Here is a 23,786-nt window from a genome sequence, read left to right as displayed (position 1 = left end):
ATCGGGCGCCGCGGATCGTCAGGCGGCGCCGGACGCGCCGGGTGCGGCCGATGCCGCGCCTGCCGCGGCGGGCCGGTGGCCGGCATGATGCGACGCGGCCGCCGCCGGGGCGCCCGATGCCGCCTGGGCCCCGCCGGCCCGGTTCGACGCGATGCGGATCGCCGCGCCGTCGCTGAGCCGGTCGACGCCGTCGGTGACGACCTGCTGCCCCGCCGCGAGCCCGGCAACGATCGCGGTGGTGCGCCCGTCGCTGGGCCCGAGCGTGACCTTGTGCACCGAGACCGTCCGGTTCGCATTGACGAGATACACGTAGTCGCCCGGCGCGCCGTTCTGCACCGCGGCCGTCGGCACGAGCACCGCGTCGTGCAGCGTATCGACGCCGAGCCTGACGTTGACGAATTCGTTCGGGAACAGCGCTTCGTCGTCGTTCGCGAACGTCGCGCGCAACGTGACGGTGCCGGTGGCGGTCGCCATCTGGTTGCCGATCGCATACAGCGTGCCGGTGGCGACCTGCTTGTCGTCGTCGCTCGAATACACGGTCACCGGCAGTTTCGCGCCCGCGCCGACGCGCCGGATCACGGCCGACAGCGCGTTCTGCGGCACCGTGAACTGCACGGTCATCGGTTTCATCTGCGTGATCACGACGATGCCCGTCGTGCTCGACGACGTCACGTAGTTGCCCGGGTCGACGAGCCGCAACCCGACGCGGCCCGCCACCGGCGCGGTGATGTGGCAATAGGCGAGATCGAGGTCGTATTGGGCGATGTTCGCGCGATCGGCCTGGGTGGCCGCCTCGTCCTGCTGGACGGTGAACTGCGCGTCCTGATAGGTCTGCTCGGCGATCGACTTGTGCTCGGCGAGCTGCGCGTAACGCGCGAGATCGGCGCGCGCCTGCGCCAGGCTCGCCTGGTCCTTCGCGAGCTGGGCCTGCGCCTGCTGCTTGCTGATCTGGTACTGGCGCGGATCGATCTGCGCGAGGAACTGGCCCTTGGCGACTTCCTCGCCTTCGTGATAGCCGACCTCGGTCAGGTAGCCGCTCAGTTGCGGCAGCACCGTCACGGTCGCGACCGGCGTGACCGTGCCGAGTTCGTTCAGCACGACCGGCATGTCGCCCGTCGTCGCGGTCGCGACGCTGACGACCTGGGCCGACGTCGAGCGAACCGGCTTCGACTGGCGCAGCAGGTGAAAGACGATCAGCGCGACCGGGACGGCCAGCGCGACGACGACGATCCAGCGGCGCGCACGGCGGCGCGGCGGCGGTGCGGAACCCGGTTCGCTCATGTCCGTCTCCGGAACGGGCGGCGCATTGCGCTACGAGCTGACATGGGGGCACTCCCGAGGGTGGCGGTGGCTGATGCGGAAAGACCGGGCCGGCCGCGTTGCGGCCGGGTCGAGGCATGGACCGGCGCCGCGTGCGGGCGCACGCGGCGTACGGTTGCCGTCGATGTCGTGACGGGGAAAGCGGGGCGGGTGCGGCGGGCGGGCCGCCCGCCGCGTGACGCGGCTTACCAGCGGTGGTGCGCGGCCCAGTCGCGCCGGCCCCACCAGCGGCGGCCGTCCCAGTACCGGTCGCCATGCCAGCCGAGCGTGATGCCGATCGCGGGCACCATCACGGGCGCGGCCACGACAGGCGGGGCATAGACCACCGGGGGCGGCGGCGCGACGTACACGGGCGCCGGCGCGACATAGACCGGGGCGGGCGCGGCTATGCCGAAACCGATCGAAACGCCGGCCATCGCCGGCTGTGCGGAAAGGCATGCGACCAGCATGCCCGAGCCGACCAGGGCCCATTGTTTCGCGTTCATCGTTGCACCTCATTGCGCTGGGAACGCTTTTAATCTAGTGGAAGGCCGGGGCAATGGGAATTACAGGGGCGTAACGCTCGATTTCGAAAAATAGCGGGGCCGGGCGCGCGGCGTCCGGAGGCGGCTCCCGGGCCGGCCGGCCGGTCGCCGGGCCGGCTCGTCGCGGTCGGCGCGCGTGCGCCCAAATGTTTGATGGAAAAAGGCTTTCGCGGCGCCCGGCGCGGGCGCCGCGAAAGTCGCCGGCAGGGGCCGGGCAGGCCCGACATCCGGCTGTCAGCCGGCTGTCGGTAATATGCCGAGATCAATTTCGGGCGGGAACGCGCGCCGGCCGGCCCGTGGCGGCCCGTTCCGGTGCGATCAGGCCGGCCCGGGCGCGTCCGTTCCGGCATCGGGCGCCGCGGCCGCGATGCGCGCGCGCTTCAGCGCATCCGCCAGTTTCTCGATCGCGGGCAGATTCAGCGCGTCGAGGTGCTCGCGCACCTGCCGCACGAAGGCCGCGTAACCGTGCTCCTCCGAATATCGGCCGAGCCAGGCCTCGATATCCGTGAGCCTCCCGTGGCCGGCAAGCCGGACCAGCGTGTCCAGCGCATCGGCGGGCGGGCCGTCCATCACGGGCGCGGCGCGCGCCGGTACGGCAGCGTCGTCGCCCGGGCCGAACCGCCGGAGCAGCTCCGCCGCCGGCACGATCGCATGCCCGACGGCCGGCGCGACGATCGCGAACGAGAACGCCGTGCCGACGCCCGGCTCGCTCGCCACGGCCAGCTCGCCGCCCATCGCGGCGACGATGCGCTGCGCGATGAACAGGCCGAGCCCGGTTCCGCCGTTGACGGCCTGGACCTGCTGGTACGCGCGGAAGATGTCGCGGTGCTCGTCGATGTCGATTCCGATGCCGGTATCGGCGACCTCGAACAGCAGGTGCCACGCATCGCCCGCGCGCGCCGCGTGAACCGACAGCGTGACCGTGCCGTCGCGCGTGAATTTCGATGCGTTCGACAGCAGGTTGAGCAGCACCTGCTGCAGCCGCGTCCCGTCGATCGACACCGTGCGCGGCAGCGGCGTGGTCGGCCGGTAGACGAACCGGTTGTCCTGCTGCGCGCCCAGCGCGACCGCGTAGTGGCCGATGTCGTCGAGCAGGCCGGGCAGGTCGGTCGTGTCCGGGGTGAGGCCGAGCGGCTGCAGTTCGGCCTTCGTGAACGCGAGCAGTTCGTCGATCAGCGCGAGCTGATAGCGGATGCTGCGGTCGATCGAACGGATCAGCCGCGCCTGGCCATGCGTCGCATCCTGCAGCAGCAGCTTCGCGTAGCCGTTGATCGTCGACAGCGGCGCACGCAGGTCGTGGCTCACGTAGCCGAGCGTCTCGATCTTCTGCTGCATGTGGGTCGTTACCTGCTGCAGCGCATCGTTGAGCGCCACCGTGCGGCGCGCGACCTCGTCGCGCAGGCGCTCCTGCTCGGTGAGCTGCCAGTGTTCGAGCCGCTGCCTCGCCTCGGTGCGCTGGCGGCCCACGTGATGGATCCAGGCGGCCAGCACCAGCAGGTGCGTGGCGAGCCCGACGATCGTGATGACGGGGTTCGGGTAGATGTCGGACTTGAGCCACGCAAGCGCCGGCGGCAGCATGTTCATGCCGTCGAGCACGCGCATCAGCATGTTGAAGGTGGCGAACCCGATGGCGACCAGCATGACGCGGCCGGTTGGCGTCCGGCGGATCGCGAGCATCAGCGCGATGCTGATGTTGACGATCCCGAGCACCGCGTTCAGTCGCAGGCAGAACCATGTGAAGGTCAGCAGGTCGCCGCATGCGGCGCCGGCCATGCCGATGCATTCGAGCGCGAGGAACGCCGCGTAGACCGCGCGCATCGGCAGCCTCGCCTGCTCGCGCCGGGCGACCGTCAGGATGAAGACGATAAAGCATGCGACCGCCAGGTACGCGAAGATCACCTCGCCGCGCGCCGACCATTCCCGCAGCGCGGCGGGCAAGGCCATCGCCACGTAGCCGCGGTAGGCCGCTTCGAACAGCGTCGTGCCGAGCGCCAGCGCGGCCAGCACGTGAAACACGCCGCTGCGCGAAAAGAACCCGATCAGCAGCGCGCACCAGGCGAGCGCGAGCAGGCCGCCGAAGAAGCCGAAGTCCCACATCGTCGCGCGTCGTTCCAGCGCGTCCCATGCCGCGCGGGTGAACGCGGCCGGCGCGAGCCGCATTTCCTTGCGCGACGTCACGCGGATCAGCACGGAGACGCTTTCGCCGGCGCGCAACGTGACGTCGAGCGCCGGGTAGCGCGACGGTTGTCGCGCCGCATCGCCGGCGGCGTCGGCCGGGAAGCGGCCGGCGAGCGTCCACCGGCCGTTCCGGTCGACAAGGAAGTCGGCCTGGTCGACGCGTGCGTCGCGAATCGCCAGCACCAGCGGATGCGCGACGCTGTCGCGGTTGGTCAGCGTCGCGCGAATCCACCATGCGGACCGCGAGAACGCGACGTTGTACGACGCGGCGCCCGCGACGGGCGCGCCTTGCGCCGGATCGTCGAGCCGCGCGGCGACCTGATCGGCCGACAGGGTCGTGGTCGCATCCTCGAATACCGCCACGTGTTCGAGTTGCGCGACGTCTGGCGCTGCGGCGGCGCGGGCCGTTGCGCAGCCAACCGCCATCGCGAACAGGAGCAGCCACATCGCGCCGCATCCGGCGGCCCATGCCGCGCAGCGCCTACGCATCGTGACGGTGCATTCGGGGCGTGCCGGCCGCCTGGCGGTGGCGACGCAAGACGGATGGCGCGATGCGGGGGCGTTCGCGGAAGTCCGTCGGGAAATTGCCGGGTGTGGAAAGGGCGGTCTTTTCGGCGATGTCGCCGATCGCCGGCGGCACGTGGGTGTGGTGGCCGGCTGGCTGCCCGTCGAACGCGATGCGGATCGCGCGTCGCGTGGGCGGCGGGATGTCCGTCGGGAGCCGCAGGTCGGCCGGGCGATCGCCGACGACAGGCAGATGGACGTCGACGAAACCCGGCGTGATGCGGGGCAACGCCGGACTGAACGAGCGGGATGACATGGTGGCGGACGCGCTGGAAGGATGGCCGGTCAGGGAGAAAGCATCTCGGGCTGCTCAATGGTTGCGAAAAATTATATGCCGGTGATTGCGCCGGCTGCGAGGATTCCGTGCGGCTCGCGGGGGCTTGCACGATGAGGCGCTGCACGTTGGTGGCCGCAATGGGCGGCGGGAAAGAACCGACGTGGAAAAACATGCCGGATTTGTTTTATGAATCCGGTTTTTGTTGTCGGGTTCGTTGTGTTTGGCCCGGGTTTTGAGGGTAATGGGTGTGTTTTGCCGTGCATTGACGGGTTGATGCGGTCAATGTGAAGCGCGATGAAAAATCGTGCGGCTGGCTGGAATCTTGTTTTTGTAGTCCGGAGGTAATCGGATTTGTATCGGCATGCGTGAATGTAAAGGCCGTCTGTCCGGGAAAAGGTTTTTTCCGCTCGGGAAAAGGTCGGCCCGGCCCGATGCGCCGGCACTCGTCTCCGTGCGGCTGGAGGCGATTCTTTCGAGGCCCGACGGGTGTTCGGACGACTGGCCGCAGTCGCGTCGCGCGGCATGCGATATCCATTCAACTTCGAACGGCGAGATTCCCGGGATTCGGGGAGGCGGCAGTGCATGAAGAACCGGTACGCGGGTAATGAAAATTTCGTGCATTCGACGAATGCGCTGCCGGATGAAGTCATTCGACGGATCGTGAAAATTTCCCGGTGTGATGCACTGATCTGGATGACATGGTCAAGAAAAATGGCTCGATGAATGCGGTGCGGCGGCGTTCGAAAATTCGTCGATTGTGTTCCGGAAAACGGGGAAATACGGTCGATGGCCGGACGGGAAAGGTGAGTGGCTGCGCGTGAGTTGCCTGATGGTTCGAGTCGCCAGATTTGAGTTATTTATTCAGTAATCCAATATGAATAAAGAGATGTCGGAGACCGGGATGAGCATGGTCTATCCGGCCGGCAACCTGTGTTGCGACGCAGTCGGGACAGGCGTGGGGCATTGCGATGCTCCCGGAGAACAGCCACTGGATCTACGAGAAGGTCGTTTTGGCCAACACGCACGGCGCGTCCGGCACTGTGGTCAGCTCCGATCATCAGTGATGAACCGCAGACGCGCGCCGATGTATGCAAACGGAATCGGTGAGGCCTCGACCGCACGGGCACGAACGATACGAACGATACGAACGATACGAACGATACGAACGATACGAACGATACGAACGATACGAACGATACGAACGGATCGCCGGGCCGGAGCCGCCCGATTCATCAACGGACAAGCCGGCGCCCGGCCATCGGCGCCCCGTCAGTGCCTGATCACGCAGACGGCTACGATTTCGTATCCGGGATCGGCGTGTGCGTGCGCCGCTTTTTCCGCTTCTTCATACGAACGAAACGACGTGGCATCTTCGACTGCCGGCGCCATGCCGATATCGCCGTCTTCGGCGGTACAGAGGAACTGTTCGCCGGTCTTCACGACGTAGATGGACATCATGATTCCCTCCATGGTTTGCAGGGGGAAATTTCAGTCTAGCAGGCCGAAGGAGGGACGGATGGCTCACTGTGACCGGTTCGCGAGACGGGCGCCGGCGGCATTTCCGCAGCGTGTGTCTATGCGTCGTTCCGGCGATGGATCGGGATTCGCCCGCGCGCGCTGCGGCGCATACGCCTGGACGCTACGGCGAGCCGCCGACCCGGAGCGGTTTCCCGATCCGGCATCGCGCGAAGGTCCGGCTTCACGTTCTCCAACCGCCCCGGATCGGCCTGCACGCAACGGGCGCGGAAAGCCGTGCACAATACCGCCATGCACGCCCCAGACCTTGAACATCTCGTTACCGTGACCATGCCCTTCGGAAAGTACAAGGGCCGACTCATTGCCGACCTGCCCGGCAACTACCTGAACTGGCTGGCCCGCGAAGGATTTCCGCGCGGCGAACTCGGCCGGCAGCTCGCGCTGATGCACGAAATCGATCACAACGGCCTGAGAGACCTGCTGGAGCCGCTGCGCAAACGCGGATAGCGTCGTCAGTCGGCCGCGATCGGTGCCGCGAGCCATTCGGCGCGAATCAAACCGGCCGTTCTTGCCGGCGGTAGTTGCGGTTGCTGCGACGACAGCGCGCCCTGCAGATACCCGCGTCGTCCGTTCCAGGCGACCGCATCGGCTTCATCGCCGTAAACCAGAAGATTCCGGGCGCATGGTAGCGGTTCCCGCCTGCCGGCTGGATCGAGGAATCCACGCCCGGCGTTGCGCATGCCGCCTGCACGGAACACCGGATCGCATGACCGGCCACGCGGTACGCTCGCCGCCACGAGCCACGAGCCACGAGCCACGAGCCACGAGCCACGAGCCACGAGCCACGAGTCGCGAGTCGCGCAGGCTGCGCCAAGGATCATCCATGTGCGATCACCGCATGGCTGCGGGTGACATAAAATAGAAGACGCTCCCGCGTGAGGGAGCGGATGGCAGAAAAGGGGTGCCAACATGAGACGCCTTTATTTCCTCGTGCCCGATACGCTGATGGCGAAGGCGATCGTCGACGATTTGCTGCGCGCACGTATCATCTGGCGCCATATCCACGTTCTCGCCGACCACAGCGTCACACTCGATCAGTTGCCCGAAGCATCGTTGCTGCAAAGCAGCGATGTCGTTCATGCGCTCGAGCGCGGCGTGGCGCTCGGCGGCGCGACGGGTGCGCTCATCGGCCTGGTCGCGCTGGTGTTCCCGCCCGCGGAACTCGTGATCGCGGGCGGCGCCGTCGTCGCCCTGACGCTGGCGGGCGCGGGCTTTGGGGCGTGGACGGCCGCGATGATCGGCATCGCCGAGCCGAACGGCCGGCTCCAGCGGTTTCGCGAAGCCATCCGGGAAGGCCAGATCCTGATCATGGCCGACGTCCCGGCGTTGCGGGAGCAGGAAATCGAGCAGATGGTCGCCCAGCATTTTCCGAAGGCGGACCTCGAAGGCGCCGAGCCGACGACCCCGATCTTCCCCTGACGCGCGAAGGCCGGCCTTTCCGGCCCCGGGCGCGCCGGCGCCCTGGCGCAATCGCGGACGGCGTGCCGATGCGTCCCGATGCGTTCGGCCCCGGCGTTGCCGCACGGTTCGCGCAGCCGCCGTCCGGCGAGGCGGGCCGTATTCGTCAGCGCGCACCGGTCGTGCGCGTCGCCCGATGAGCGAACCGGACAACGCCGCGCCGCGTTGCCAGCCGACACGCCGATGCAGAGCCGCGAGCGGAACGCCGCGGTGCCGCGCAACGTGCGGGCCGGTTCGCCGGCTGCCGCCGCGCCGCGAGCTGCCATTCCGGATCGCGCAGGAAGCCCGCGCCCGACGCGCATCGCGCCTTCCGAACCCGAGTGCCGGCGTGGAATCGTCGGCGAGGAGGTCGTATGGAACTGCACATTCAATCCCATCATTGGGCGCGTCGCACGCCCGACTGGGTCGCCGCCGCCGTGGCCGGCCTTGCGGGCGGCGCGCTGGTGATCGTGCTGGAATTCTTCTGGTCGACCCTGGTGCTCGGCGAGAGCCCGTGGCAGCCGACCCACAAGATCGCGGCGATGGTGATGGGCCGCAGCGCGCTCGGTCAGCTGTCGCAATTCAGTCTCGAGATCGTGGCGATGGCGCTGCTGCTGCACTACGTGCTCGGCGCGATCATGGGGATGATGCTCGCCGCGATCATGGCGCCGTTCCGCTTCGATTCGAGCGTGGGCATGGAGGCCGTGATCGGGCTGGCGTTCGGGATCGTCGTGTACGGATGGAACTTTTACGTGATGACGGCCGTGTTCCCGTGGTTCGTCTCGGAGCGGGGTTCCGGACCGTTGCTGGCGAACCTGCTGTTCGGCGTGGTGGCGGCCGTCGCCTACGGCAAGCTGGAACGATGGCGCAATCCGGGCGAGGCGGGCTGACGCGCCGCCGCCGTTCCTGCCGCAGCGCGACTGAACACCCGGCGCCCTCGCGAGACAGCCACTCGCGCGACGCGTGCCGGACGCGGCCGTGGCGCACGGCTGCGCCACGCGTGACGCCGCCGTCCGGGCGGCTTGCGCAACGGCGCGACGCTTCCGCCGCTGCCTTGCGAGACGCGGCGGCGCGGACTACCTTTGGTATGGAGCCGTCGTTGAAAACGCGTGGCGCAGCGGTCCCGGCAGACGCGCCGACGCAGACGAATACACGGTGCGACGAGGCCGCACGCCGCCGCCGGGAGCGTCGTGCCGGCGGCTCCGGCGAGTGACACGCAACGAGGCGGCTTATGGCGCTTGCGATTGCCCTGATCCTGATCGTCGTCCTGGCGGTGGGGTTTCACTTTGCCAGCCCCTGGTGGATCACGCCGATCGCGTCGAACTGGGTGCGCATGGACGACATGCTGACGATCACGCTCGTCATCACCGGCGCATTCTTCATCGCGATCAACCTGTTCATCGTGGTGGCGCTGCTGCGCTACCGCCATCGCGGCGGACATCGCGCCGCATATGAGCCACACAACAAGCGGCTGGAATGGTGGCTGATCGGCCTGACCGCCGCCGGCGTGGCGGCGTTGCTCGCGCCGGGCCTGTTCGTCTACGCGGACTACGTACGGCCGCCGCACGGGGTGCTGCAGATGGAGGTGCTCGGCCAGCAATGGCAGTGGCGCTTCCGCTTCGCCGGCCCCGGCGGCAAGCTCGGCACGACGGACGTGCGCTACATCACCGACGACAACCCGTTCGGCCTCAATCCCGCCGACCCGAACGGTCAGGATAACTACCTGATCGAGACGCCCGAGGTGCACCTGCCGCTCAACCGGCCGATCCAGGTCCTCGCGCGTTCGCGCGACGTGCTGCACGACTTCTACGTCCCGCCGTTCCGGGCCCGCATGAACATGGTGCCGGGCATGGTCACCACTTTCTGGTTCACGCCGACCCGGGCGGGGCGCTACGACATCCTGTGCGCGCAGCTCTGCGGCATCGGGCACTCGAGCATGCACGGCGTGGTGGTGGTGGAGGATGAAGCGTCGTTCCAGGGCTGGCTCGCGCGGCAGGCCACGTTCGCGCAGCGGCAGCAGGCCCGCGCGCAGGCCGCGCCTGCCGCCGCCGGCGGCAGCGCGGCGGCGCTGGTCGAACAGGGCCGCGCGCTCGCGGCGTCCAGGGGCTGCGTCGCGTGTCATACCGTGGACGGCAGCCCGCGCGTGGGGCCGACCTGGAAGGGCCTGTACGGCAAGACCGAAACGATGGCCGACGGCAGCACCGCGAAGGTGGACGAAGCCTATCTGCGCGCGTTCATCCGCGACCCGACGGCCCGCGTCGTGAAGGGCTACGCGCCGGTGATGCCGCACTTCGACCTGAGCGAGCCGGAGCTGGCCGCGCTGGTCGCCTATATCGAGGCGCAGGGCGGGCCGCCCGCCCGCACCGCCGCCCGGCCGTAGCGGAGCCCGCCATGCCTTACGCACACACCGATCACGCCCCGCACGGTTTCTGGACGCGCTATGTCTGGAGCCAGGACCACAAGGTCATCGCGGTGCAGTACGCGCTGACGGCGATCGCCGTCGGCCTGGTCGGCCTGGTGCTGTCGGACCTGATGCGGCTGCAGCTCGGCTTCCCGGGCCGGTTCGGCTTCATCGACGCCAGCCACTACTACCAGTTCGTCACCATGCACGGGATGATCATGGTGATCTACCTGCTGACGGCGCTGTTCCTGGGCGGCTTCGGCAACTACCTGATCCCGCTGATGCTGGGCGCGCGCGACATGGTGTTCCCGTTCCTCAACATGCTGAGCTACTGGGTCTACCTGCTGGCCGTGCTGGTGCTGCTGGCGAGCTTCTTCGTGCCGGGCGGGCCCACCGGCGCGGGCTGGACGCTGTATCCGCCGCAGGCGATCCTGCCCGGCACGCCGGGCGTGGAGTGGGGCATCGTGCTGATGCTGGTGTCGCTCGCGATCTTCATCGTCGCGGCGACGATGGGCGGCCTGAACTACGTCACCACCACGCTGCAGGCGCGCACGCGCGGCATGACGCTGATGCGCATGCCGCTCACGGTGTGGGGCATCTTCATCGCGACCGTCATGGCGCTGCTGGCGTTTCCGGCGCTGTTCGTGTCGGCGGTGATGATGCTGCTCGACAGGACGCTGGGCACCAGCTTCTTCATGCCGGCCGTGGTGTCGATGGGGCAGACGCTCAGGCATGCCGGCGGCAGCCCGCTGCTGTTCCAGCACCTGTTCTGGTTCTTCGGGCATCCGGAGGTCTACATCGTCGCGCTGCCGGCCTTCGGCATCGCGTCGGACCTCATCAGCACGCACGCGCGCAAGAGCATCTTCGGCTACCGGATGATGGTGTGGGCGATCGTGATCATCGGCGCGCTGAGCTTCGTGGTCTGGGCCCACCACATGTTCATCGCCGGCATGAATCCGTATTTCGGCTTCTTCTTCGCCACCACGACGCTGATCATCGCCGTGCCGACCGCGCTCAAGGTCTACAACTGGGTGCTGACGCTGTGGCGCGGCGACATCCACCTGACCGTGCCGATGCTGTTCGCCATCGGCTTCGTCAGCACCTTCGTCCTGGGCGGGCTGACCGGGCTCTACCTCGGCAACGTGAGCGTGGACATTCCGCTGTCGAACACGTACTTCGTGGTTGCGCACTTCCACATGGTGATGGCCGTGTCGCCGATCCTGGTCGTGTTCGGCGGGCTCTACCACTGGTATCCGAAGGTGACGGGCCGCATGCTCGACGACACGCTCGGGCGCGCGCACTTCTGGATCACCTTCGTCGGCACCTATGCGATCTACTTCCCGATGCACTATCTCGGCCTGCTGGGCATGCCGCGACGCTATTACGCCTATCAGGGCTACAGCTTCATTCCGCAATCGGCGCAGACGCTCAATACCTTCATCACCGTCGTCGCGCTGGTCGTCGCGGCGGCGCAGTTGCTGTTCCTGTTCAACCTGGCGTGGAGTCTCGTGCGCGGCAGGCGCGCCGACGGCAACCCGTGGCGCGCCACCACGCTCGAATGGCAGACGCCGCATACGCCGCCGCAACACGGCAACTGGGGCGCCGCGCTGCCCGTCGTCTATCGCTGGGCATACGAATACAGCCCGCCGGGGCAGGAGCAGGATTTCGTCCCGCAAAACCAGCCGCCCGCGGCGCCGCCCGAGCCGGCCCGGCCGACGCTTCATCCCGGCGAGGCGCGCGAATGACCACGCTGCCGCGCCCCTTCGCGCCCGACGCGCGCCCGGCGCTGCCGAATGCGGGGCGCACCGGCCTGTTCGTCTTCATGGCCGTGGCCACGACGCTGTTTGCGTTGCTGCTGCTCGCCTACGGGATGCGCATGCGCGAGCCCGACTGGCAGCCGGTCCCGCATCCGGCGCTGCTGTGGTGGAACACCGTCGTGCTGGCGCTGGCCGGCGCGGCCATGCAGCGGGCGCGGCGGACGGGCCCGTACCGCGCGGCGTGGCTCGTGGCGGGCGGCGTGCTGGCGGCCCTGTTCGTGATCGGGCAACTGAGCGCGTGGCGCCAGCTGGCCGCGGCCGGGCAGACCGTGGCCGTCAATCCCTCCGACAGCTTCCTTTACCTGCTGACCGGCCTGCACGGGCTGCATGTGCTGGGCGGGCTGGCGGCGTGGGGCATGACGGTCGCGCGCCTGCGGCGCGCGGATCCGCCGCGGGTCGGGCGCGCCATCGCGCTCTGCGCGCTCTACTGGCATTTCCTGCTGGCTGTCTGGCTCGCGCTGCTGGCCGCGATGTGGTGGCTCACCCCCGGAATCGTCGCCGATATCTGCGGGCCGCTGTACGGAGCCGCGCCATGACCTCGCCCGTGCTCCCCGGTGCATCCGGTGCATCCGGTGCATCCGGTGCCTCCGGCGGCGAACCGGCCGCGCCCGCGTCGCCCGATGGCGGGCCCGACGGCTGGCGCGGCATCGTCGCGGACTGGTCGGCCGACCGCGAAGCCTTCAAGGTGCCGTGGGGCAAGGCGATGATGTGGATCTTCCTGCTGTCGGACACCTTCGTCTTCAGCAGCTTCCTGATCGGCTACATGACGGTGCGCATCTCGACCACCGCGCCGTGGCCCGATACGTCCCGGGTGTTCGCGCTCACGGTGGGCGGCCTCGACGTGCCGCTGCTGCTGATCGCCGTCATGACGTTCATCCTGATCACGAGCAGCGGCACCATGGCGATGGCGGTCAACTTCGGCTACCGGCGCAACGCCCGGCGCGCCGGCGCGCTGCTGCTCGCGACCGCGCTGCTGGGCGCGACCTTCGTGTCGATGCAGGCCCTCGAATGGACCAAGCTGATCGTCCACGAAGGGATCCGGCCATGGGGCAACCCGCTGGGCGCGGCGCAGTTCGGCGCGTGCTTTTTCGCGATCACCGGATTCCACGGCTTTCACGTGACCTGCGGCGTGATCTACCTGCTGCTGGTCGCGCGCAGGATCCGGCGGCCGGGGTTCGACGCGCACGGCAATTTCCAGATCGTCGAGATTGCCGGCCTGTACTGGCATTTCGTCGACCTGGTGTGGGTGTTCATCTTCGCGCTGTTCTACTTGTGGTGACGGGCCATGAATCCTGCCGATCCCGCCGGTCGACCCGGCCCCGCGCACGGCCAGCAGCATCCGGTCGGCCTGTACCTGAAGATCTGGGGCCTGCTGTTCCTGCTGAGCACGATGTCCTACCTGGTCGACTACTTCCGCGTGCAGGGCCTGCCGCGCTGGGGGCTGATCGTCGCGCTGATGATCGCCAAGGCCGGGCTGATCGTGTCGGTCTTCATGCACATGCTGTGGGAGCGGCTGGCGCTGGTGTATGCGATCCTGATCCCGCCGCTGTGCCTGCTGGTGCTCATGGTGCTGATGGCCGCCGAGGCGCATCACACGCTCGGCGTGCGGGAACTCTTCTTCCGGTGAGGCAGGCGGCAGCGCGTTGCACGGCCGCCTGCCCATGACGACCTCAGGGTCGTCATGGAAAACTGTATGAATATACAGTATAGTATCCGTCGAATTCGAGCCGCGCGGGCGCACCCCCGCGGCGCGCGCGCCGCGCCTGCGGGCATCCGCCGCAGCGTTCCGGCACCGTGAACTCTGGCTAACTCATTCAGACGGGCAGGCAAATTGGCATCCAGCAATCTGATCCGCATTCGCGGAGCACGTCAGCACAACCTCAAGAATGTCGATCTCGACCTGCGCACCGGCGAAATGACGGTCGTCACCGGCCCGTCGGGTTCCGGCAAGTCGAGCCTCGTGTTCGATACGCTGTACGCGGAAGGCCAGCGGCGCTATGTCGAGACGTTCAGCGCGTACGCGCGGCAGTTCCTCGACCGGATGGATCGCCCGCAGGTCGAGCGCGTCGACGGCGTGCCGCCCGCGATCGCGATCGACCAGACCAACCCGGTGCGCAGTTCGCGCTCGACCGTCGGCACGATGACCGAGCTGAACGATCACCTGAAGCTGCTGTACGCGCGCGCGGCCGAGCTGTTCGACCGCAAGACCGCGCGGGCGGTGCGGCACGACTCGCCGGAAACGATCTACGCGGATCTCGTCGCGCGCACGCGGGCGGACGATCCGCGCGTCGTCGTCACGTTCCCGGTCGAGCTGCCCGAAACGGCGTCCGACGACGAGGTTGCGCAGTGGCTGTCCGCGAGCGGCTACACGCGCGTGCAGGCGCAGCGCGAGGTCGCGTCGCCCACCGGGCCGCGCAAGGTGCTCGACGTGGTGGCCGACCGCTTCCGCGTGCAGCAGGCGGACAAGGTGCGGGTCGTCGAGGCGATCGAGGCGTCGCTCAAGCGCGGCGGCGGGCGCGTGAACGTGTACGTGCTCGCGCCGGAGCCGGGCAACGCGGAATCCGCGGCGGCCGAGCCGCAGGTGTGGCGCTTCTCCACCGGGCTCCACGATCCCGATAGCGACCTGCGCTACGCGGAGCCGCAGGCGGCGCTGTTCTCGTTCAACTCGGCGTACGGCGCGTGCGAGACCTGCCGCGGCTTCGGCCGCGTGATCGGCGTCGATCTCGGCCTCGTGATTCCCGACGCGCGCAAGACGCTGCGCGGCGGCGCGATCAAGCCGATGCAGACGCCCGCCTGGAAGGAATGCCAGGACGACCTGATGCGCTACGCGGCGAAGGCCGGCATCCCGCGCGATACGCCGTGGTCCGAGCTGTCGGACGCCGAGCGCGACTGGGTCGTCAACGGCTCGCCGGAATGGAACGGCAAGTGGCAGAGCCAGTGGTACGGCGTGAAGCGCTTCTTCGGCTACCTCGAATCGAAAGCGTACAAGATGCACATCCGCGTGCTGCTGTCGAAATACCGCAGCTACACGCCGTGCGAGGTCTGCGGCGGCGCGCGCCTGAAGACGGAATCGCTGCAGTGGCGGCTCGGCTCGAAAGAGAACGCCGACGCTGTGCTCGCGCCGGCCGGCCGTTTCATGCCGCGCGGCGTCGACTGGAGCCGCGCGCAGCTCGAGGCGCTGCCGGGCCTGACCGTGCACGACCTGATGCTGCTGCCGATCGAGCGCATCCGCCGCTTCTTCGACGGAATCAGCCTGCCGAGCGCGCTGCTCGACGACGCGCTGAAGCTGCTGCTCGCCGAGGTGCGCACGCGTCTCAAATACCTGTGCGACGTCGGGCTCGGCTACCTGACGCTCGACCGGCAGAGCCGCACGCTGTCGGGCGGGGAGGTTCAGCGGATCAACCTGACGACGGCGCTCGGCACGTCGCTCACGAAAACGCTGTTCGTGCTCGACGAGCCGAGCATCGGGCTGCATCCGCGCGATCTCACGCGGATCGTCGAGGCGATGCAGCGGCTGCGCGACGCGGGCAATACGCTGGTCGTCGTCGAGCACGATCCCTCCGTGATGCTCGCGGCCGACCGGCTGATCGACATGGGGCCCGGCCCGGGCGAGCGCGGCGGCACGATCGTCTACGACGGCACGCCGGGCGACATCCGGTCGGCGCACACGCTGACCGGCGAGTATCTCGGCGGCCGCAAGCATGTCGCGCATGCGTCGAACTGGGCGCGCCGGCCGGTCGACGCGCACACGCCGCGCATCGTGCTCGACGGCGCGACCGAACACAACCTGCGCGACGTGACGGTCGAGATTCCGCTGCAGCGGCTCGTCTGCGTGACGGGCGTGTCGGGGTCCGGCAAATCCACGCTGCTGCAGGACGTGCTCTATCCGGCGATGGCGCGGCACCACGGCAAGGCGACCGAGTCGCCGGGCGCGTATCGCGGCCTCACCGGCGCGGACCAGGTGGGCGACGTCGTGTTCGTCGACCAGTCGCCGATCGGCAAGACCACGCGTTCGAACCCGGCGAGCTATGTCGGCGCGTTCGACGAGATCCGCAAGCTGTTCGCGAAGGCGCCGCTCGCGCTGCAACGCGGCTACGGCGCCGGCACGTTCAGCTTCAACTCGGGCGACGGCCGTTGCCCGACGTGCGGCGGCTCGGGCTTCGAGCACATCGAGATGCAGTTCCTGAGCGACGTCTACCTGCGCTGCCCGGATTGCGACGGCAGCCGCTACCGCGCCGAGATCCTCGAGGTACGCCTCGAGCGCGACGGCCGCGCGCTGAGCATTGCCGACGTGCTCGACCTGACCGTCAGCGAGGCGGCGGCGTTTTTCGCGACGGACGCCGAGGTGCTGCGCGTGCTGCAGCCGATCGTCGACGTCGGCCTCGAATACGTGAAGCTCGGCCAGCCGGTGCCGACGCTGTCGGGCGGTGAGGCGCAGCGCCTGAAGCTGGCAGGCTTCCTGGCCGAATCCGCGGCGGCCGGCAACGGGCGCCGGGTCGTCACGGAAGAGGCGCGCATCGCGCGGGCCAAGCTGTTCATGTTCGACGAGCCGACCACCGGGCTGCACTTCGACGACATCGCGAAGCTGATGCAGGCGTTCGGCAAGCTGCTCGCGGCCGGCCATTCGCTGATCGTGATCGAGCACAACCTCGACGTGATCCGCGCGGCCGACTGGCTGATCGATCTCGGCCCGGAAGGCGGCGACGGCGGCGGCCGCGTGCTGTGCGCGGGCACGCCCGACGACGTGAAGGCCTGTGCCGAATCGCATACGGGCGTGGCGCTGCTGCAATACGATCGCGCGATGGATGCCGACCGGGCGCCGGCCGACGAAGGCGTGCCGCTGCAGGCGGTGCTGAACGCGGCGCGCGAACGGCGCGCGATCGAAGGCGAGGACGTCGTGCGGATCGTCAACGCGCGCGAGCACAACCTGAAGGCGCTCGACGTCGACATCCCGCACGGCAAGTTCAACGTGATCACCGGCGTGTCGGGTTCCGGCAAGTCGACGCTCGCGTTCGACATCCTGTTCCACGAGGGCCAGCGCCGCTACCTCGAATCGCTGAACGCGTATGCGCGTTCGATCGTGCAGCCGGCCGGGCGCCCCGAGGTCGACGCGGTGTACGGCATTCCGCCGACCGTCGCGATCGAGCAGCGGCTGTCGCGCGGCGGCCGCAAGAGTACGGTCGCGACCACGTCGGAGGTCTGGCATTTCCTGCGGCTGCTGTACGTGAAGCTCGGCCTGCAGCATTGCATCCACGACGGTACGCCGGTCACGTCCCAATCGGTCGAATCGATCGCCGCGCAGTTGCTGCGCGACCATCGCGGCGAGCACGTCGGGTTGCTCGCGCCGCTCGTCGTCAACCGCAAGGGCGTCTATACGGATCTCGCGAAGTGGGCGAAGGCGCGCGGCAGCACGCATCTGCGCGTCGACGGCGAGTTCGTGCCGGTCGATCCGTGGCCGAAGCTCGACCGCTTCCGCGAGCACACGATCGAGCTGCCGGTGGCCGACATTGTCGTATCGCCCGACGACGAAGCCGGGTTGCGGCGCGCGCTCGACGAAACGCTCGAGCTGGGCAAGGGCGTGATGCATCTGCTCGCGCCGCTCGACGGGCTGCACGACGCGATGCGGAACGATCATTCGACCGCGCGCGTCGGCACGATCAAGGTGCTGTCGGTCAAGCGCGCCTGCCCGGTGTGCGGCACGAGCTACCCGGAACTCGATCCGCGGATGTTCTCGTACAACAGCAAGCATGGCTGGTGCACGACCTGCGTCGGCACCGGCGTCACGCTCACGCGCGAGCAGCGCGCGGCGTACGACGACACGGTGCTGGCCGGCGACGATCGCGGCCGCGAGCAGACGCTGCCGTCGGACGAGCAGGAACCGGAAGGCGTCGGCAACGAGCCGTGCCCGGATTGCGGCGGCACCCGGCTGAACCCGTCCGCGCGCGCGGTCACGTTCGATGCGCATCCGATCGTCGAGGTCGCGCAGTGGACGGTGTCGGACACGCGGCGCTGGATCGACGGGCTGGAACTCAGCGGGCGCGACGCGCAGATCGCGCGCGACATCGTCAGCGAGATCGGCAGCCGCCTCGCGTTCCTCGAGGAAGTCGGGCTCGGCTACCTGAGTCTCGATCGCGCGGCGCCGAGCCTGTCGGGCGGCGAAGCGCAGCGCATCCGGCTCGCCGCGCAGCTCGGCAGCAACCTGCAGGGCGTGTGCTACGTGCTCGACGAACCGACGATCGGCCTGCATCCGCGCGACAACCAGATCCTGCTGGACGCGCTGCGCAAGCTCGGCGACAAGGGCAACACGCTCGTGGTCGTCGAGCATGACGAGGACACGATCCGCCGTGCCGATCACATCATCGACGTCGGCCCGGGCGCGGGCAAGCGCGGCGGCACGCTGGTCGCGCAGGGCGCGGTCGCGGATCTGGCCGCGCAGCCCGATTCGGTGACGGGGCGCCTGCTCGCACAGCCGATGATGCACCCGCTGCAGCCGCGCCGGAGCGTGAGCCTGCCGGGCAGGAAGGGCGCGGCCGCGGTGCCGGACGCGTGGCTGACCGTGCACGGGGCCCGGCTGCACAATCTGCGCGACGTCACGGTCGGCATTCCGCTCGCGCGGCTCGTCGCGGTGACGGGCGTGAGCGGGTCGGGCAAGTCGACGCTCGCGCGCGACGTGCTGATGACGAACCTGCTCGACGCGGTCGGCCGCTCGGTGTTGTCGTCGCCGGCCACGCGGCGCGCGCGCAAGGCCGCGCAGCAGGACGCGCCGGCCGCCAACCGCCGCTCGAGCGTGCTGGCGCGCAGCGCGCCGCGGCCGTCGCTGAACATCACGCATGCATGGCAGGGCTGCGAGTCGCTGAGCGGCTGGGAACAGATCGACCGCGTGCTCGAAGTCGACCAGACGCCGATCGGCAAGACGCCGCGTTCGTGTCCGGCCACCTATATCGGCGTGTGGGACACGATCCGCAAGCTGTTCGCCGATACGCTCGAAGCGCGTGCGCGCGGCTACACGGCGTCGCGTTTCTCGTTCAACACCGGCGACGGGCGCTGCCCCGCGTGCGAGGGCCAGGGCGTGCGGACGATCGGCATGAGCTTCCTGCCCGACGTCAAGGTGCCGTGCGACGTCTGTCACGGGCAGCGCTTCAACCCGGAGACGCTCGCCGTCACGTGGCGCGGCCGGAACATCGGCGACGTGCTGACGATGGAGATCGACGAGGCGGTGGAGTTCTTCGCGCCGATCTCGAACATCGCGCATCCGCTGCAACTGATGAAGGATGTCGGCCTCGGATACCTGACGCTCGGCCAGCCGTCGCCGACGCTGTCCGGCGGCGAGGCGCAGCGCATCAAGCTCGTCACCGAGCTGACGAAGGTGCGCGACGACATCACGCGGCGCGGCCAGAAGGCGCCGCATACGCTGTACGTGCTCGACGAGCCGACGGTCGGCCTGCACATGGCGGACGTCGCGAAGCTGATCCGCGTGCTGCACCGGCTCGTCGATGCGGGGCACAGCGTCGTCGTGATCGAGCATGACCTCGACGTGATCGCGGAAGCCGACTGGATCATCGATCTCGGGCCGGAAGGCGGCGTGGGCGGCGGCAAGATCGTCGCGGCGGCGACGCCGGAAGCGCTCGCGGAAACGGCCGCGAGCCACACGGGGCAGGCGCTCCGGCCGGTGCTCGCCCGCACGGGCGGGGACGAGGGCGAAGCGGCGCGGCAAGGCGAAGCGCGGGTCGGTTGAGCACGACGCCGCGCGTCGGCAGGCCCGCTGCCGGGCGCCGGTTCCCTTCGGTCAGCGGACTCGTGGCCGAAGGGAGCGGCCCGGCTTGAGTACGCCGCTTCGCCGTATCACTGAGCGCCCGCCTACCGGCCGCCTGACGGCTTCTTGACGGTCGGCGTGCTGTTCATGGAGGGCCCGCCCGGGCCCTCCCGTACGTTTTCGGCAACCTTGCCGATGCGTGATGCATCGACGACGGTGTGCGCCCCCGGATCCAGCAGGTTCGTGCTGAAATCGCAGGTCCGGGCTGCCAGCCGGACGATCTCCGCCGTCAGCGTATGCGTCTGCCCCTGTCCCTGCCGATGCAGTGCGACGTAGCGAACCGGCGGCAGCGCCGGGCGAGTCCGCACGATATTCAGCGCCTCGCAGGCGACCAGGTGCGCGACGCATGCCTTCGGCAGATAGCTGACGCCCAGCCCCGACAGCGCCAGGCCGATCTGCGCGATCAGGCTGTTGCTCGTCAGCACGCGCTGCATCGCGACGCCGTGTTCCTGCAGGAAGCGCGTGTACAGGTGCCCCGTGCCCGACAGGTTGCCTTGCAGGATGAGCGGAAATTGGGCGATGTCCGCCAGCGAGAGGGCCGTCTTCCGTTTCGGCACGAGCCCGGCTGCGCACATCCATGCATTGTCGACTTCGCCCACCACCGTCGCCGCGAACGATTCCGTCGCGTGAATCTGCGGGACGACGATCAGGTCGATCGTGTCGGCCGCGAGCCGCTCGCGCAGCGTCGCGGTCAGGTCCACCTCCGCCTCGACGTGCACCCGTGGATAGGCGGCCTGGATCGCCGCAATCAGGCGCGGCAGCCACGTCAGCGCGGTCAATTCGGTCACGCCGATCCGGACGTGCCGCACCAGCGCTTCCTTCGAAATCATCCGCTCGACGACGCGGTCGCGCTGCTCGAGCAACTCCTTCGCGTGATCGAACAGTTCGGCGCCCTTGTCGGTGAGCCGGGCGCTGCGATGAGCGCGGTCGAACACGGTCAGGTCGAACGCGCGTTCGAGTTCCTGGATCCGCTTCGACACGGCCGACTGCGTCGTGTTGAGACGCGTCGCCGCCGCGTCGAAGGTGCCGAGTTGCACGATCCAGTACAGCGCTTCCATCTGCTTGAACGTGAGCATCGTCTGTCGCTCGATAGATGAATAAAAGCGATATTTTCGCATATCAAAAAATCGCTTTTTTTACCTGTTTCGGCCGCTTAAGGTTCTCCCGTTGCGTTGCCCGACGCGTGCACTCGTCAGAAAGCGCGCCGCATCGCCCCCGGCGTTCGATCGCCCCCTCATTTCCGGAGACAGCATGGACACCGTCATCGACTCCCCGCCCGTCCACGAAGCGGCGCGCAAGCCGCGCATCGGTCTTGCATGGCAGATCGCCATCGGGCTCGTCATCGGCATCGCGACCGGGCTCGTCCTGAACCGGTTCCCGTCGTTGCGCGACGCCGCCGTTTCCGGGTTGCTTCAGCCGGCCGGCGACATCTTCATCAGGCTGGTGCGGATGATCGTCGTGCCGATCGTGTTCACGAGCATGGTGATCGGCATCGCCGGGGTGGGCGACGGCAAGTCGCTCGGCCGCATCGGCCTGAAGACGCTGCTCTATTTCGAGGTGATCACCACGATCGCGATCGTGCTCGGGCTCGTGATCGGCAACGTGCTGCAGCCGGGCGTCGGCACCGACATGTCGCAGCTCGGGCACACCGACATTTCCCGCTACCAGCAAGCGACGCAGCAGGTGCAGCAGGCGCACCACGGGTTGATGGCGCTGGTGCTCGGCATCATTCCCGACAACATCGTCGCGTCGATGGCGAAGGGCGACCTGTTGCCGGTGATCTTCTTCTCGCTGCTGTTCGGGCTCGGTCTGCAATCGGTCCCGGAAGAGCACCGCAAGCCGGTGCTCGCGATGCTCAAGGGCGTCGCCGACGCGATGTTCAAGGTGACGAACATGGTGATGCGCTATGCGCCCGTCGGCGTATTCGCGCTGATCGCGGTCACGGTCGCGAGCTTCGGTTTCGGGTCGCTGATGCCGCTGCTGAAGCTGGTCGCCGTGACGTACTTCGCGATCCTGGTGTTCGGGATCGCGGTGCTCGGCCTGACCGCGCGGCTGTTCGGGTTCCGCATCTTCACGCTGCTGCGCGTGATCAAGGACGAGCTGATCATCGCGTTCTCGACCTGCAGTTCGGCGACGGTGCTGCCGCAGTTGATGAAGAAGATGGAGGACTACGGCGTGCCGAAGAGCATCACGACGTTCGTGGTGCCCACCGGCTACACGTTCAACCTCGACGGTGCGTCGATCTATCTCGGCATCGGCACGCTGTTCGTCGCGCAGCTCTACGGCGTGCATCTCGGCTGGCAGCAGCAGATCCTGCTGACGCTGACCATGGTCGTCACGTCGAAGGGAGCCGCCGGCGTGCCGGGCTTCATGTTCGTGATCATGCTCGCGACGCTCGCGAGCGCCGGGTTGCCGCTCGAAGGGCTGGCGTTCATCGCCGGCGTCGACCGGATCATGGACATGGGCCGCACCGCGCTGAACGTCGTCGGCAACGCACTCGCGCCGCTCGTCATCGCGAAATGGGAAGGCCGCTACGACGCGGACAAGGGCCGCGCGTACCTCGAATCGCTGCGCGGCTGAACGTCGCCATGCAGGCATCGCACAACATCCGGAAGCAAACAGGAGTATCGAAGATGAGCAGTCCCCGTGGAGTACTTTTTCCCGACGCGTTGATGCAGCAGGTCAAGGCGCGCTTTCATCACGTCGATCGCGATATCGACGGACGCGCGCGGCTGTTCTTCGACAACGCCGGCGGATCGTTCCGGCTGAAGGCCGCGGTCGACGCGTACGCGTGGACCGATGCAATGCCCGACTGCCCGGAGCGCATTCATGAGCGTGCGCTCGATCTCCAGGCGATCCAGTCGCGCGGTGAGGACGACGTGCGAACGATCCTGAATGCACGCGACGGCACCGTGTATGCGTCGCTGACGGCGTCGGGCGCGATGTTCGACATGGTGCGCGCGATCATGGAGAACGTGCCGGGCGCCAATGCGGTGACGACCGTGCTCGAGCATCCGTCGTCCTACGATGCGATGACGTATTACGCGGAACGTACCGGCAAGACGCTGCGCATCGCGCCGAGCAATCCGGAAACCGGCGGCGTGGACGTCGATGCGATCGTGTCTCTGGTCGACGCCGATACCGCGCTGCTCAGCGTGATGTTCGCGTCGAACATCTCCGGCGCAAAATTCGACATCGAGACGATCGTCGCGCGTGCGCGGGAGAAGAAGCCGGACCTGTTCGTCATCGTCGACGCGGTCCAGCATGCGCCGCACGGCGTCGTCGACCTGCAGCGCACGCCGGTCGACGGCATCAATTTCGCGCCGTACAAGTTCTTCGGTTGCCGTGGCTCCGGCATCTCGTGGCTGTCGCCGCGTGCGGCCGCGTTGCCGCATCACCGGCTCGCCGCGAAGGAGAGCGGTGTATGGGAACTGGGCAGCCCGGCGCCCGCGCAGTTCGCGGTCGTGACGTCGATCGTCGATTACGTCACGTGGATCGGCCGGTATTTTTCCGATTCGGACGATCGGCGCACGCAGTTCGTCGAGGGCATGCACCGGATCGAACTGCACGAGCGTGCGCTGCTGGCGGCGCTGCTCGACGGGTATGGCGGCCGTCGCGGGCTGCGCTCGATCGACGGCGTCGAGGTCTACTGGGATCACGACGACCTGACGAAGCGCGACCTGATCGTCGGGATCGGCTTCGCGAACCTCGAACCGACGCAAGCGGTGCGGGAGTACGAGAAGCATGGCGTGATCGTCTATGAGCGCGTTGCGTCGAGCCTGTATTCGGGACGGATGCTGAAATCGTTCGGGATCGGCGGCGCGGTACGCGTATCGCCGCTCCATTGCCATGCGCCGGACGATATCGCGCGATTCCTGGCGATTACCGAGACGCTGGCGGCGAACCGCTGAGCGACGAC

18 protein-coding genes are annotated in these 23,786 nt (G+C 68.3%); 11 read left to right on the top strand and 7 right to left on the bottom strand.

Annotated features, from left to right (window positions below):
- Positions 1 to 18: 18 nt before the first annotated feature.
- The 5 genes from GQ56_RS0106895 to GQ56_RS0106870 form a co-directional block, all read right to left on the bottom strand.
- Positions 19 to 1,281: an efflux RND transporter periplasmic adaptor subunit gene (locus GQ56_RS0106895; protein ID WP_031397948.1), complete on the bottom strand. Its 1,263-nt coding sequence runs from the start codon at positions 1,279 to 1,281 to the stop codon at positions 19 to 21.
- A gap of 224 nt (positions 1,282 to 1,505) precedes the next feature.
- The gene (locus GQ56_RS0106890) at positions 1,506 to 1,769 is read right to left on the bottom strand and encodes a hypothetical protein (RefSeq protein ID WP_152601675.1); all 264 of its coding nucleotides are present in this window, start codon (positions 1,767 to 1,769) and stop codon (positions 1,506 to 1,508) included.
- 393 nt (positions 1,770 to 2,162) lie between these two features.
- Entirely contained in the window at positions 2,163 to 4,511 is a 2,349-nt protein-coding gene (locus GQ56_RS0106885) for a sensor histidine kinase (protein WP_031397946.1), read from the bottom strand.
- Positions 4,504 to 4,815, bottom strand: a complete 312-nt coding sequence (locus tag GQ56_RS0106880; protein ID WP_031397945.1) for a hypothetical protein — start codon at positions 4,813 to 4,815, stop codon at positions 4,504 to 4,506. Before GQ56_RS0106880 ends, GQ56_RS0106885 begins: the two co-directional genes overlap by 8 nt.
- 1,317 nt (positions 4,816 to 6,132) lie before the next feature.
- Complete coding sequence (locus GQ56_RS0106870; protein WP_031397944.1) at positions 6,133 to 6,321, bottom strand: hypothetical protein; 189 nt, start codon at positions 6,319 to 6,321, stop codon at positions 6,133 to 6,135.
- A gap of 309 nt (positions 6,322 to 6,630) precedes the next feature.
- Between GQ56_RS0106870 and GQ56_RS0106865 the strand changes: the two genes are divergently transcribed.
- Complete coding sequence (locus GQ56_RS0106865) at positions 6,631 to 6,846, top strand: DUF3820 family protein (protein WP_031397943.1); 216 nt, start codon at positions 6,631 to 6,633, stop codon at positions 6,844 to 6,846.
- Between the two features lie 5 nt (positions 6,847 to 6,851).
- Here GQ56_RS0106865 and GQ56_RS44020 read toward each other — a convergent pair whose 3' ends face one another.
- Entirely contained in the window at positions 6,852 to 7,079 is a 228-nt protein-coding gene (locus tag GQ56_RS44020; RefSeq protein ID WP_152601666.1) for a hypothetical protein, read from the bottom strand.
- Between the two features lie 229 nt (positions 7,080 to 7,308).
- Between GQ56_RS44020 and GQ56_RS0106860 the strand changes: the two genes are divergently transcribed.
- The 8 genes from GQ56_RS0106860 to uvrA all read left to right on the top strand — a co-directional run bounded on the left by GQ56_RS0106860 (position 7,309) and on the right by uvrA (position 19,789).
- Positions 7,309 to 7,818: a hypothetical protein gene (locus tag GQ56_RS0106860; RefSeq protein WP_031397942.1), complete on the top strand. Its 510-nt coding sequence runs from the start codon at positions 7,309 to 7,311 to the stop codon at positions 7,816 to 7,818.
- A 392-nt stretch (positions 7,819 to 8,210) separates the two neighbouring features.
- The gene (locus tag GQ56_RS0106850; RefSeq protein WP_031397941.1) at positions 8,211 to 8,726 is read left to right on the top strand and encodes a hypothetical protein; all 516 of its coding nucleotides are present in this window, start codon (positions 8,211 to 8,213) and stop codon (positions 8,724 to 8,726) included.
- 341 nt (positions 8,727 to 9,067) lie between these two features.
- Positions 9,068 to 10,216: a cytochrome c oxidase subunit II gene (locus GQ56_RS0106845; protein ID WP_031397940.1), complete on the top strand. Its 1,149-nt coding sequence runs from the start codon at positions 9,068 to 9,070 to the stop codon at positions 10,214 to 10,216.
- 11 nt (positions 10,217 to 10,227) lie between these two features.
- The gene (gene ctaD / locus GQ56_RS0106840) at positions 10,228 to 11,982 is read left to right on the top strand and encodes a cytochrome c oxidase subunit I (RefSeq protein WP_031397939.1); all 1,755 of its coding nucleotides are present in this window, start codon (positions 10,228 to 10,230) and stop codon (positions 11,980 to 11,982) included.
- A complete protein-coding gene (locus GQ56_RS0106835; RefSeq protein WP_031397938.1) occupies positions 11,979 to 12,590 on the top strand; it encodes a cytochrome c oxidase subunit 3 in 612 nt (203 codons plus the stop codon). The genes ctaD and GQ56_RS0106835 overlap by 4 nt, the downstream gene beginning before the upstream one ends.
- Entirely contained in the window at positions 12,587 to 13,333 is a 747-nt protein-coding gene (locus tag GQ56_RS0106830; RefSeq protein WP_031397937.1) for a heme-copper oxidase subunit III family protein, read from the top strand. Before GQ56_RS0106835 ends, GQ56_RS0106830 begins: the two co-directional genes overlap by 4 nt.
- Positions 13,334 to 13,339: 6 nt before the next feature.
- Entirely contained in the window at positions 13,340 to 13,681 is a 342-nt protein-coding gene (locus GQ56_RS0106825; protein ID WP_031397936.1) for a cytochrome C oxidase subunit IV family protein, read from the top strand.
- 204 nt (positions 13,682 to 13,885) lie between these two features.
- Positions 13,886 to 19,789 (top strand): excinuclease ABC subunit UvrA, encoded by a 5,904-nt coding sequence (gene uvrA / locus GQ56_RS0106820; RefSeq protein WP_031397935.1) that lies wholly within the window; start codon positions 13,886 to 13,888, stop codon positions 19,787 to 19,789.
- Positions 19,790 to 19,911: 122 nt separating this feature from the next.
- Here the strand turns inward: uvrA and GQ56_RS0106815 are convergent, their stop codons facing one another.
- The gene (locus GQ56_RS0106815; protein WP_235212646.1) at positions 19,912 to 20,943 is read right to left on the bottom strand and encodes a LysR family transcriptional regulator; all 1,032 of its coding nucleotides are present in this window, start codon (positions 20,941 to 20,943) and stop codon (positions 19,912 to 19,914) included.
- Between the two features lie 175 nt (positions 20,944 to 21,118).
- Here GQ56_RS0106815 and gltP point away from each other — a divergent pair, with 175 nt between their 5' ends.
- Together gltP and GQ56_RS0106805 are read left to right on the top strand one after the other, a co-directional pair.
- Positions 21,119 to 22,447, top strand: a complete 1,329-nt coding sequence (gene gltP / locus GQ56_RS0106810) for a glutamate/aspartate:proton symporter GltP (RefSeq protein WP_031397933.1) — start codon at positions 21,119 to 21,121, stop codon at positions 22,445 to 22,447.
- A 53-nt stretch (positions 22,448 to 22,500) separates the two neighbouring features.
- Positions 22,501 to 23,778: an aminotransferase class V-fold PLP-dependent enzyme gene (locus GQ56_RS0106805; protein WP_031397932.1), complete on the top strand. Its 1,278-nt coding sequence runs from the start codon at positions 22,501 to 22,503 to the stop codon at positions 23,776 to 23,778.
- The last annotated feature ends 8 nt before the right edge of the window (positions 23,779 to 23,786 follow it).

It is taken from the genome of Burkholderia paludis (assembly GCF_000732615.1).
GTDB lineage: Bacteria > Pseudomonadota > Gammaproteobacteria > Burkholderiales > Burkholderiaceae > Burkholderia > Burkholderia paludis.
Note: the sequence above shows the minus strand (reverse complement) of the source record. Positions and strands in the feature narration are given on the sequence as shown.

Excerpts from the sequence above, each read along its gene's own strand:
- GQ56_RS0106895 (WP_031397948.1), bottom strand. The coding sequence starts at position 1,281 with ATGAGCGAACCGGGTTCCGCACCGCCGCCGCGCCGCCGTGCGCGCCGC.
- GQ56_RS0106890 (WP_152601675.1), bottom strand. The coding sequence starts at position 1,769 with ATGCTGGTCGCATGCCTTTCCGCACAGCCGGCGATGGCCGGCGTTTCG.
- GQ56_RS0106885 (WP_031397946.1), bottom strand. The coding sequence starts at position 4,511 with ATGCGTAGGCGCTGCGCGGCATGGGCCGCCGGATGCGGCGCGATGTGG.
- GQ56_RS0106870 (WP_031397944.1), bottom strand. The coding sequence starts at position 6,321 with ATGATGTCCATCTACGTCGTGAAGACCGGCGAACAGTTCCTCTGTACC.
- GQ56_RS0106865 (WP_031397943.1), top strand. The coding sequence starts at position 6,631 with ATGCACGCCCCAGACCTTGAACATCTCGTTACCGTGACCATGCCCTTC.
- GQ56_RS44020 (WP_152601666.1), bottom strand. The coding sequence starts at position 7,079 with ATGCGCAACGCCGGGCGTGGATTCCTCGATCCAGCCGGCAGGCGGGAA.
- GQ56_RS0106860 (WP_031397942.1), top strand. The coding sequence starts at position 7,309 with ATGAGACGCCTTTATTTCCTCGTGCCCGATACGCTGATGGCGAAGGCG.
- GQ56_RS0106850 (WP_031397941.1), top strand. The coding sequence starts at position 8,211 with ATGGAACTGCACATTCAATCCCATCATTGGGCGCGTCGCACGCCCGAC.
- GQ56_RS0106845 (WP_031397940.1), top strand. The coding sequence starts at position 9,068 with ATGGCGCTTGCGATTGCCCTGATCCTGATCGTCGTCCTGGCGGTGGGG.
- ctaD (WP_031397939.1), top strand. The coding sequence starts at position 10,228 with ATGCCTTACGCACACACCGATCACGCCCCGCACGGTTTCTGGACGCGC.
- GQ56_RS0106835 (WP_031397938.1), top strand. The coding sequence starts at position 11,979 with ATGACCACGCTGCCGCGCCCCTTCGCGCCCGACGCGCGCCCGGCGCTG.
- GQ56_RS0106830 (WP_031397937.1), top strand. The coding sequence starts at position 12,587 with ATGACCTCGCCCGTGCTCCCCGGTGCATCCGGTGCATCCGGTGCATCC.
- GQ56_RS0106825 (WP_031397936.1), top strand. The coding sequence starts at position 13,340 with ATGAATCCTGCCGATCCCGCCGGTCGACCCGGCCCCGCGCACGGCCAG.
- GQ56_RS0106815 (WP_235212646.1), bottom strand. The coding sequence starts at position 20,943 with ATGCTCACGTTCAAGCAGATGGAAGCGCTGTACTGGATCGTGCAACTC.
- gltP (WP_031397933.1), top strand. The coding sequence starts at position 21,119 with ATGGACACCGTCATCGACTCCCCGCCCGTCCACGAAGCGGCGCGCAAG.
- GQ56_RS0106805 (WP_031397932.1), top strand. The coding sequence starts at position 22,501 with ATGAGCAGTCCCCGTGGAGTACTTTTTCCCGACGCGTTGATGCAGCAG.